Annotated in this window: 18 protein-coding genes and 1 pseudogene; all 19 read left to right on the top strand. The window is 44.8% G+C overall.

Annotated features, from left to right (window positions below):
• Positions 1-132 precede the first annotated feature (132 nt).
• A pseudogene (locus MED121_RS15285) lies at positions 133-426 on the top strand (elongation factor G); the annotation flags it as partial.
• Positions 427-462: 36 nt separating this feature from the next.
• Positions 463-1686 carry an elongation factor Tu gene (gene tuf / locus MED121_RS15280; RefSeq protein ID WP_009834627.1) on the top strand — a complete coding sequence of 408 codons (1224 nt, stop codon included), beginning with the start codon at positions 463-465 and terminating at the stop codon, positions 1684-1686.
• A gap of 214 nt (positions 1687-1900) precedes the next feature.
• Positions 1901-2212, top strand: a complete 312-nt coding sequence (gene rpsJ, locus MED121_RS15275; protein WP_009834626.1) for a 30S ribosomal protein S10 — start codon at positions 1901-1903, stop codon at positions 2210-2212.
• Positions 2213-2337: 125 nt separating this feature from the next.
• Positions 2338-2976 carry a 50S ribosomal protein L3 gene (rplC, locus tag MED121_RS15270; RefSeq protein WP_009834625.1) on the top strand — a complete coding sequence of 213 codons (639 nt, stop codon included), beginning with the start codon at positions 2338-2340 and terminating at the stop codon, positions 2974-2976.
• 12 nt (positions 2977-2988) lie between these two features.
• The gene (gene rplD / locus MED121_RS15265; protein WP_009834624.1) at positions 2989-3594 is read left to right on the top strand and encodes a 50S ribosomal protein L4; all 606 of its coding nucleotides are present in this window, start codon (positions 2989-2991) and stop codon (positions 3592-3594) included.
• The gene (rplW, locus tag MED121_RS15260) at positions 3591-3884 is read left to right on the top strand and encodes a 50S ribosomal protein L23 (protein ID WP_009834623.1); all 294 of its coding nucleotides are present in this window, start codon (positions 3591-3593) and stop codon (positions 3882-3884) included. Before rplD ends, rplW begins: the two co-directional genes overlap by 4 nt.
• Positions 3885-3898: 14 nt before the next feature.
• Positions 3899-4723 carry a 50S ribosomal protein L2 gene (rplB, locus tag MED121_RS15255; RefSeq protein ID WP_009834622.1) on the top strand — a complete coding sequence of 275 codons (825 nt, stop codon included), beginning with the start codon at positions 3899-3901 and terminating at the stop codon, positions 4721-4723.
• 15 nt (positions 4724-4738) lie between these two features.
• On the top strand, positions 4739-5014 hold the full coding sequence (rpsS, locus tag MED121_RS15250; protein WP_009834621.1) for a 30S ribosomal protein S19: 276 nt from the start codon (positions 4739-4741) through the stop codon (positions 5012-5014).
• A 15-nt stretch (positions 5015-5029) separates the two neighbouring features.
• A complete protein-coding gene (gene rplV / locus MED121_RS15245; RefSeq protein WP_009834620.1) occupies positions 5030-5362 on the top strand; it encodes a 50S ribosomal protein L22 in 333 nt (110 codons plus the stop codon).
• Positions 5363-5376: 14 nt separating this feature from the next.
• A complete protein-coding gene (rpsC, locus tag MED121_RS15240; protein WP_009834619.1) occupies positions 5377-6057 on the top strand; it encodes a 30S ribosomal protein S3 in 681 nt (226 codons plus the stop codon).
• 10 nt (positions 6058-6067) lie between these two features.
• The gene (gene rplP / locus MED121_RS15235) at positions 6068-6481 is read left to right on the top strand and encodes a 50S ribosomal protein L16 (RefSeq protein WP_009834618.1); all 414 of its coding nucleotides are present in this window, start codon (positions 6068-6070) and stop codon (positions 6479-6481) included.
• The gene (gene rpmC, locus MED121_RS15230) at positions 6482-6673 is read left to right on the top strand and encodes a 50S ribosomal protein L29 (RefSeq protein ID WP_009834617.1); all 192 of its coding nucleotides are present in this window, start codon (positions 6482-6484) and stop codon (positions 6671-6673) included.
• A complete protein-coding gene (gene rpsQ / locus MED121_RS15225) occupies positions 6673-6939 on the top strand; it encodes a 30S ribosomal protein S17 (RefSeq protein ID WP_009834616.1) in 267 nt (88 codons plus the stop codon). Before rpmC ends, rpsQ begins: the two co-directional genes overlap by 1 nt.
• Before the next feature lie 47 nt (positions 6940-6986).
• Positions 6987-7355, top strand: a complete 369-nt coding sequence (gene rplN / locus MED121_RS15220) for a 50S ribosomal protein L14 (RefSeq protein ID WP_009834615.1) — start codon at positions 6987-6989, stop codon at positions 7353-7355.
• A 17-nt stretch (positions 7356-7372) separates the two neighbouring features.
• Entirely contained in the window at positions 7373-7690 is a 318-nt protein-coding gene (gene rplX, locus MED121_RS15215) for a 50S ribosomal protein L24 (RefSeq protein ID WP_009834614.1), read from the top strand.
• Positions 7691-7707: 17 nt separating this feature from the next.
• A complete protein-coding gene (gene rplE / locus MED121_RS15210) occupies positions 7708-8247 on the top strand; it encodes a 50S ribosomal protein L5 (RefSeq protein WP_009834613.1) in 540 nt (179 codons plus the stop codon).
• Between the two features lie 12 nt (positions 8248-8259).
• Entirely contained in the window at positions 8260-8565 is a 306-nt protein-coding gene (gene rpsN, locus MED121_RS15205) for a 30S ribosomal protein S14 (protein ID WP_009834612.1), read from the top strand.
• A 132-nt stretch (positions 8566-8697) separates the two neighbouring features.
• The gene (rpsH, locus tag MED121_RS15200) at positions 8698-9090 is read left to right on the top strand and encodes a 30S ribosomal protein S8 (RefSeq protein WP_036180589.1); all 393 of its coding nucleotides are present in this window, start codon (positions 8698-8700) and stop codon (positions 9088-9090) included.
• 8 nt (positions 9091-9098) lie between these two features.
• The coding region (gene rplF, locus MED121_RS15195) for a 50S ribosomal protein L6 (RefSeq protein ID WP_009834610.1) at positions 9099-9409 on the top strand (311 nt) is incomplete at its 3' end.

The following is a 9409-nucleotide window of genomic DNA, read 5'->3' as shown; positions in this document are numbered from 1 at the left end:
GCTGCGCAACTGTTGGGAAGGGCGATCGGTGCGGGCCTCTTCGCTATTACGCCAGAATTCGAGCTCGGTACCCCTGAGTCTAGGTCGGACTAGACCTTGTAAAACGACGGCCAGTCCAGTGTGCTGGAAAGTGAGGCCGATGCCTGTCTTTTAGAGCCTGTTATGAAGGTGGAGGTTGTTACTCCTGAAAGCTGCATGGGGGATGTGATGGGTGACCTGAATCGTCGTCGTGGTGTGGTATTAGGGATGGATGACATTCCGTCTGGTAAAGTAATTCGAGCAGAAGTGCCCTTGGGTGAGATGTTCGGTTATGCTACCGATGTACGTAGCTTGTCGCAAGGTCGTGCAAGTTATGCAATGGAATTTGAGAAGTACGCTGAAGCGCCGTCAAGTGTAGCAGATGCGATCATCAATAAAGAATATTAATCATCTACCTACAGATCTTATTAAGGTGTATGTATCATGGCAAAAGCTAAGTTTGAACGTAATAAGCCACACGTAAACGTTGGCACAATCGGTCACGTTGACCACGGTAAAACAACTCTAACTGCTGCACTTACTCGTGTATGTGCAGAAGTATTCGGCGGCGAAGCTGTTGCGTTTGACGGTATCGATAACGCTCCAGAAGAGCGTGAGCGTGGTATCACAATCGCGACTTCACACGTTGAATATGATTCAACAATTCGTCACTACGCACACGTAGACTGCCCAGGACACGCCGATTATGTTAAAAACATGATCACTGGTGCTGCTCAAATGGACGGTGCTATCTTGGTATGTGGTGCAACTGACGGCCCTATGCCTCAAACACGTGAGCACATCCTTCTTTCTCGTCAAGTAGGTGTACCTTACATCGTTGTTTTCCTAAACAAAGCTGACCTACTAGCTGAAGACTGTGGCGGTGCGGATTCTGAAGAATACGCTGAAATGCTAGAGTTGGTTGACATGGAACTTCGTGATCTTCTTTCTGAATACGAATTCCCTGGCGACGACACTCCAATCATCCCTGGTTCTGCTCTAATGGCATTGAACGGTGAAGATGATAACGAAATGGGTACTACAGCAGTTAAGACTCTTGTAGAAACTCTAGATAGCTACATTCCAGAGCCAGAGCGTGCAATCGACGGTGCATTCATCATGCCTATCGAAGATGTATTCTCTATCCAGGGTCGTGGTACTGTTGTTACTGGTCGTGTTGAGCGCGGTATCGTTAACGTTGGTGATTCTGTAGAGATCGTTGGTGTTAAAGAAACAACAACTACTACATGTACTGGTGTTGAAATGTTCCGTAAGCTGCTTGACGAAGGTCGTGCTGGTGAGAATATTGGTGCACTTCTACGTGGTACTAAGCGTGAAGATGTTGAGCGTGGTCAAGTATTGGCTAAGCCTGGTTCTATCAATCCTCACACTGACTTCACTGCAGAAGTATACGTACTTTCTAAAGATGAAGGTGGTCGTCACACTCCTTTCTTCAAAGGTTACCGCCCACAGTTCTACTTCCGTACAACTGACGTAACTGGTGCTTGTGAGCTACCTGAAGGTGTTGAAATGGTAATGCCTGGTGATAACATTCAAATGACTGTTTCCCTAATTCACCCAATCGCGATGGACGAAGGTCTACGTTTCGCGATCCGTGAAGGTGGTCGTACAGTTGGTGCTGGTGTTGTTGCTAAAATCATCAAATAATTTACTTATTTAAAGTAGATTGTTAATGGTTTCAAAGGGCTGCCCGAAAGGGTGGCCCTTTTTTATGCTAAATCGAAATATGCGTTAAATGAATTGTTAGATTGGTTACTTGACAACCAGTTTGCAAATCGATAAGATTCGCCGTCCTCAAAAGAGGAAGGCAGTTTAGCTATTAAGGCTAAAGCGTCACAAAAAACTGTATTTGGAGTTGGAAATGCAAAGCCAAAAAATTCGTATTCGTTTGAAAGCGTTTGATCATCGTCTGATTGATGCTTCAACACAAGAGATTGTGGAAACAGCGAAACGTACAGGTGCGCAAGTACGTGGACCTATTCCACTTCCTACTCGCAAAGAACGTTATACAGTACTGATTTCTCCTCACGTAAACAAAGATGCACGTGATCAATATGAAATCCGTACTCACAAACGTGTTCTAGACATCGTTGAGCCAACAGAAAAAACTGTTGATGCTCTAATGAAGCTAGATCTTGCGGCAGGCGTGGAAGTACAAATTTCTTTAGGTTAATTCTTAAAGATTGGGGTGCGAGAACCGATTGGTATCAATCGGCTTATGCACATTAGTGGAATGATCTGGAATGATCAGCCGTAGCGGGTGATAGCCCCTTACACAACTGGCAAACGAGGTATAAAATGGCTATTCAATTAGTCGGGCGCAAAGCCGGAATGACACGTATCTTCAATGAAGATGGTGTATCCGTGCCAGTAACCGTCATCGAAGTAGAACCGAACCGCGTAACTCAGGTAAAAACTGCAGATACTGATGGCTATACAGCTGTTCAAGTAACTGTTGGTTCACGCCGTGCGAGTCGCGTCAATAAAGCAGCTGCAGGTCACTTTGCAAAAGCGAAAGTTGAAGCTGGTCGTGGTTTATGGGAGTTCCGTCTTTCTGGTGACGAAAAAGAAATCAATGTTGGTGATGAGCTAACAGTTGCTGATTTCGAGTCTATTGCCACTGTTGACGTTATTGGTCAATCAAAAGGTAAAGGCTTCCAGGGTGCAATCAAGCGTCATAACTTTAGTATGCAAGATGCAACCCATGGTAACTCATTGTCTCACCGTGCACCTGGTTCCATTGGTCAATGTCAAACACCTGGTCGTGTTTGGAAAGGCAAAAAAATGGCGGGTCACATGGGCGCAGCTCAAGTAACTACTCAATCACTAGAAGTGGTTCGCGTTGATTTAGAACGTAACCTAATCATCGTGAAAGGAGCAGTTCCTGGCGCGACTAATGGTGATGTTATTCTTCAACCAGCTGTTAAAGCTCGCTAGAAGGGGTAGACAATGAACTTGAATCTAACAGGAACTGAAGGAACTCTAGAAGTTTCAGAAGTTACCTTTGCTCGTGAATACAACGAAGCCCTAGTTCACCAAGTAGTTACTGCTTACTTGGCTGGTGCTCGTCAAGGTACACGTGCTCAAAAAACTCGCTCTGATGTTGCCGGTGGTGGTCGCAAGCCATGGAAACAAAAGGGTTCTGGTCGCGCTCGTGCGGGTACTATTCGTAGTCCTATCTGGCGTAGCGGTGGCGTAACTTTCGCTGCTCGTCCACAAGACCATTCACAGAAAGTGAACAAGAAGATGTATCGTGCAGCAATGCGCACCATCTGGTCTGAGCTAGTACGTCAAGACCGTCTTGTTGTAGTTGAAGAACTTAGTTTGGAAGCTCCAAAAACTAAGCTTTTCAAAGCTAAAATGGCTGAATTGAATATTGAGAATGCTTTGATCGTTTCTGCAGAATTAGATGAGAATCTTTTCTTAGCAGCACGTAACATTCCAAATGTTGATGTACGCGATGCGGCGTCTATCGATCCAGTTAGCTTGATTGCTTACGACAAAGTGTTGGTGACTGTTGGTGCTCTTAAGCAAGTTGAGGAGGCATTAGCATGATCGGCGAACGTATTTATAAGGTTTTGTTAGGACCACACATCTCTGAAAAAGCTACTATTGTTGCTGAAGGCAATGGTCAGTATGTTTTTCGTGTAGTTGGTGATGCGACAAAAACTGAAATTAAACAAGCAATCGAAGCTCTATTTGAAGTCAAAGTAGACACTGTTCGTACCTTGAACCAAAAAGGTAAGACTAAGCGTACTGCTCGTGGTCTTGGTAAGCGTAACGACGTGAAAAAAGCGTACGTACGTTTGACTGAAGGCCAAGAAATTGATTTCTTAGCTGAATAAGGGGAGATAGGTCAATGGCTGTTGTAAAATGTAAGCCAACGTCTGCAGGCCGTCGTCACGTTGTTAAAGTTGTAGGTGAGAATCTACACAAAGGCGCACCATATGCACCACTTCTTTCTAAGAAGAGCAAATCTGGTGGTCGTAACAACAATGGTCGCATCACTACGCGTCACGTAGGTGGTGGTCATAAGCAGCATTACCGTATGGTTGATTTCCGTCGTAACAAAGATGGTATCCCAGCGGTAGTTGAACGTTTGGAATATGATCCAAACCGTTCTGCAAACATAGCATTGGTTTTATATGCTGACGGTGAACGTCGTTATATCATTGCTTCTAAAGGCATGGTAGCAGGAACCACTGTTTCTAACGGTGCTGATGCACCTATCAAACCAGGTAATAATTTGCCATTGCAAAATATTCCTGTTGGTAGTGTTGTGCATTGTATTGAGCTTAAGCCAGGTAAAGGTGCACAGGTTGCACGTTCTGCTGGTGCTTCTGCTCAGCTTGTTGCTCGTGAAGGTCGTTACGTTACTCTTCGCCTACGTTCAGGTGAAATGCGTAAAGTATTGACTGAGTGTCGTGCAACTCTTGGTGAAGTATCCAATTCCGAGCATAGCTTACGCGTGCTAGGTAAAGCTGGTGCTAGTCGCTGGCGTGGTGTTCGTCCTACCGTTCGCGGTGCGGCGATGAACCCAGTAGATCACCCACATGGTGGTGGTGAAGGTCGTAGCTCAGGTGGTCGCCACCCAGTTAGTCCTTGGGGTATGCCAACCAAAGGTTACAAGACACGCAGTAATAAGCGTACCGATAAACTTATTGTACGTCGTCGTACTAAGTAATAAGAGGAAACGACTGTGCCACGTTCACTAAAAAAAGGTCCTTTCATCGACCTTCATTTGTTGAAAAAGGTAGAGGCTGCGGTAGAAAAGAATGATAGACGTCCAATCAAAACTTGGTCTCGCCGTTCTACTGTCTTCCCTGAATTTGTAGGGTTGACTATCGCTGTCCATAATGGTCGCCAGCACGTCCCAGTTCTAGTAACTGAAGACATGGTAGGTCATAAATTGGGTGAGTTCGCTCCGACCCGCACATATCGCGGTCACGTCGTGGACAAGAAAGCCAAACGGTAATAAGGGGTAATAAATATGAGTGAAGTTAAAGCCTCATTAAAAGGTGCTCGCCTCTCAGCGCAGAAGGCCCGTTTGGTTGCAGATCAAATCCGCGGCAAATCTGTTAGCGAGGCGCTTGACATCTTGGCGTTCAGCCCTAAAAAAGCAGCAGTTCTAGTTAAGAAAGTACTAGAGTCAGCTGTTGCAAATGCTGAACATAACGAAGGTGCTGATATAGATGACCTACGTGTTTCAACTGTATACGTTGACGAAGCTACAACGTATAAGCGTATCATGCCACGTGCCAAAGGCCGTGCTGATCGCATCTTGAAGCGCGGTTGTCATATTACAGTTAAAGTCGCTGACTAATTAGGAGAAACCCAATGGGTCAGAAGGTTCATCCAACTGGAATACGCCTAGGGATAGTTAAAGACCATACTTCTACTTGGTATGCGAATAATCAAAACTACTCTAAGTTGCTATTAAACGATCTTCAAGTACGTAAGTACTTAGAAGGTAAACTAGTTCAGGCTTCTGTTTCTCGTATCGAGATTCAACGTCCTGCTCAATCTGCACGCATCACTATCCACACTGCCCGTCCAGGTATCGTGATTGGTAAGAAAGGTGAAGATGTAGAGAAGCTACGTAACGCAGTTTCTGACATGATGGGTGTGCCAGTGCACATCAACATTGAAGAAATTCGTAAGCCTGAATTAGACGCTAAACTTGTTGCTCAGAACATCGCTGGTCAACTAGAGCGTCGCGTAATGTTCCGCCGTGCTATGAAACGTGCTGTACAAAACGCAATGCGCGCAGGCGCAAAAGGTATCAAGGTTCAGGTAAGTGGTCGTTTGGGTGGTGCAGAGATTGCACGCGCAGAATGGTACCGCGAAGGTCGTGTTCCATTACACACTCTACGCGCTGACATTGACTACGCTACTTATGAAGCAAACACAACTTACGGCATCATTGGCGTTAAGACGTGGATCTTCAAAGGCGAAATCTTGGGCGGTATTGAGCAAGTGCGAGCTAATAAAGGCGCACAAAAGAAGAAGTCTAAGTAGGGGGTAGCATATGTTGCAGCCGAAACGTACTAAGTTCCGTAAAATGCAGAAAGGCCGTAACCGTGGTCTTGCGTTACGCGGTAACCAAGTTAGCTTTGGTGAATTTGGTTTGAAATCCACAGCACGTGGTCGTATTACGGCTCGTCAAATTGAAGCGGCGCGTCGTGCAATGACTCGTCACATCAAACGTGGTGGTAAAATCTGGATTCGTGTTTTCCCTGATAAGCCGATTACTCAGAAACCTCTAGAGGTTCGTCAGGGTAAAGGTAAGGGTAACGTAGAATACTGGGTTGCACAGATTCAACCTGGTAAAATGCTTTATGAAGTTGAGGGTGTTTCAGAGCAGCTAGCTCGCGAAGCTTTCGCACTAGCAGCCGCTAAGCTTCCTCTGGCCACAACTTTCGTGACGCGTACGGTGATGTAGATGAAAGCAAAAGATTTACAAGAAAAGTCTGTAGCTGAGCTACAGGAAAGCTTGATTGAACTGCTAAAAGAGCAATTCACGTTGCGTATGCAAAAGGCTACTGGCCAGCTAACGCAAACTCATTTGCTTCCTCAAGTTCGCCGCAATATCGCACGTGTTAAAACCGTGCTAAATGATAAGGCAGGTAACTAATGGCAAATGCAGAAACTCAAGCTCGCACAGCTACTGGTAAAGTAGTAAGCGACAAGATGGACAAAACCATCACAGTACTAGTAGAACGTACTGAAAAGCACGCTCTATACGGCAAGTTTATTCGTCGTTCTACTAAATTACACGCTCATGATGAGAACAACGAATGTCGCATTGGCGACACAGTAAAGGTTGTGGAAACACGTCCTTATTCTAAGTCTAAGACTTGGAACCTGGTTCAAGTTGTTAACAAAGCGGCAGCTATCTAAGCTGCCCCATCGTGAGACTTGTTATCTAATTATTATTGGAGAGCAAAATGATTCAAACAGAATCGATGCTTGATATTGCAGATAATAGCGGCGCGAAGCGTGTCCAGTGTATTAAAGTGCTGGGTGGCTCACACCGTCGTTACGCTGGTATCGGTGACATTATTAAGGTCACTGTTAAAGAAGCGATCCCTCGTGGTCGTGTTAAAAAAGGGCAAGTTCTTAACGCTGTAGTTGTTAGAACTAAGAAAGGTGTTCGTCGCCCAGATGGTTCCGTAATCCGTTTTGATGTAAACTCTGCGGTTCTATTGAATGCTTCTGGTCAACCGATCGGTACACGTATCTTTGGCCCTGTTACCCGTGAATTGCGTTCAGAGCAATTTATGAAAATTATTTCTCTTGCACCTGAAGTGCTGTAAGAGGGAGGGGACCATAAATGCGTAAGATCAAAAGTAACGACGAAGTTATTGTGATTGCCGGTAAAGATAAAGGCAAACGCGGTAAAGTTGTTAAAATTGTAGACGAAAACCGAGTTCTTGTTTCTGGCATCAACATGATGAAGAAACACGAGAAGCCAAACCCTATGAAAGGGTCAACTGGTGGTATCGTCGAGAAAGAAGCACCTATCCAGGTTTCTAACGTAGCTATCTTTAATGGTGCTACTGGTAAAGCGGATCGCGTCGGCTTTAAAGTGAATGAAGATGGTACTAAGGTACGTATCTTTAAATCTAACAGTGAAGCGATCGACGCCTAAGAGCGAGAATTATAGCCATGGCGAGACTTAAGCAAGTTTATAAAGATCAAGTTGTAGCAGCTCTAACTGAAGAGTTTAGCTACAAGAATGTAATGGAAGTGCCTAAGATCACTAAAATTACATTGAATATGGGTGTTGGTGAAGCTATCGCAGACAAGAAACTTCTTGAAAATGCGGTAAATGACCTTGAAGCACTTAGTGGCCAGAAAGTTGTAGTGACTAAGGCTCGTAAATCAGTAGCAGGCTTTAAAATCCGTGACGGTTACCCGATCGGTTGTAAAGTTACGCTACGTGGTGAGCGTATGTGGGACTTCTTCGACCGTTTGGTTGATGTAGCTATTCCACGTATCCGTGACTTCCGTGGACTTAATCCTAAGTCTTTCGATGGTCGTGGTAACTACAGCATGGGTGTTAAAGAGCAGATTATCTTCCCAGAAATCGATTACGATAAAGTAGACCGTGTGCGTGGTATGGATATTACCATCACAACGACTGCTCGTACCGATGCGGAAGGTCGTGCTTTGTTAGCAGCCTTTAGTTTCCCTTTCAAGAAATAAGAGGTAGGAATCATGGCAAAGATCTCAATGATTCAACGCGAAGCAAAACGCACTAAATTAGTAGCTAAGTTCGCTGAAAAGCGTGCGGCACTAAAAGCAATAATTAGCGATGTGAATGCATCGGATGATGAAAAGTGGGAAGCAACACTTAAGTTGCAAGCTCTTCCACGTGATTCATCTTCTTCACGCCAGCGTAACCGTTGCCAAGTAACGGGTCGTCCACATGGTGTTTATCGTAAATTTGGTTTATCAAGAATCAAACTACGTGAAGCAGCTATGCGCGGTGATGTACCAGGCTTGAAGAAAGCTAGTTGGTAAGCAAGTAGATCACGATCATAATACACGGCAGTGGGTGGGGTGTCCGGATTAGTTCTGGACATTCTGTCTGCTGCTGTGTACTATGCGCGAGCTCTATTTGCTGCACAATGGTTTTTAATTAGGAGCTCTTCAATGAGTATGCAAGATACACTTGCGGATATGTTTACACGTATTCGTAATGCACAGATGGCGTCTAAGACATCTGTCAGCATGCCTTCATCAAAAATGAAGGTATCTGTTGCTTCTGTTCTACGTGAAGAAGGTTATGTAACCGACTTCGCTGTGACTGAAGAAACAAAACCGACTCTTACTATCGAACTTAAGTATTTCGAAGGTAAGCCGGTAATCGAAGAAATTAAACGCGCTTCTCGCCCAAGTCTTCGTCAATACAAGTCATCAGTTGATCTACCAAAAGTAGAAGCTGGTCTTGGCGTTGCAATCATCTCTACCTCTAAAGGTGTGATGACCGATCGTGCTGCACGTGCTGCAGGCATCGGTGGCGAAGTAATCTGCACAGTATTCTAGGAGTTAGTATGTCTCGTGTTGCTAAAAGTCCCGTGACGCTTCCTGCTGGTGTAGATGTAACTCTTAAAGGCCAAAACCTTGTTGTTAAAGGTGGTAAAGGTTCTTTAGAGTTGAATGCGCATCAAAGCGTTGAACTAACTGTTGAAGATAAGGTTATTACATTTGCTCCTCGTGATGGCGCAAAGCAAAGCCGTGCTTTAGCAGGTACTACTCGTTCTTTGGTCAACAACATGGTTGTTGGTGTTAGCCAAGGTTTCGAGAAGAAATTATTGCTTCAAGGTGTTGGTTACCGTGCTGCCGTTAAAGGTACTGTACTTAA

The sequence above is a fragment of the Marinomonas sp. MED121 genome (genome assembly GCF_000153025.1).
GTDB lineage: Bacteria > Pseudomonadota > Gammaproteobacteria > Pseudomonadales > Marinomonadaceae > Marinomonas.
The sequence above is the reverse complement of the archived record's forward strand: the minus strand, read 5'-3'. Positions and strand labels throughout refer to the sequence as shown.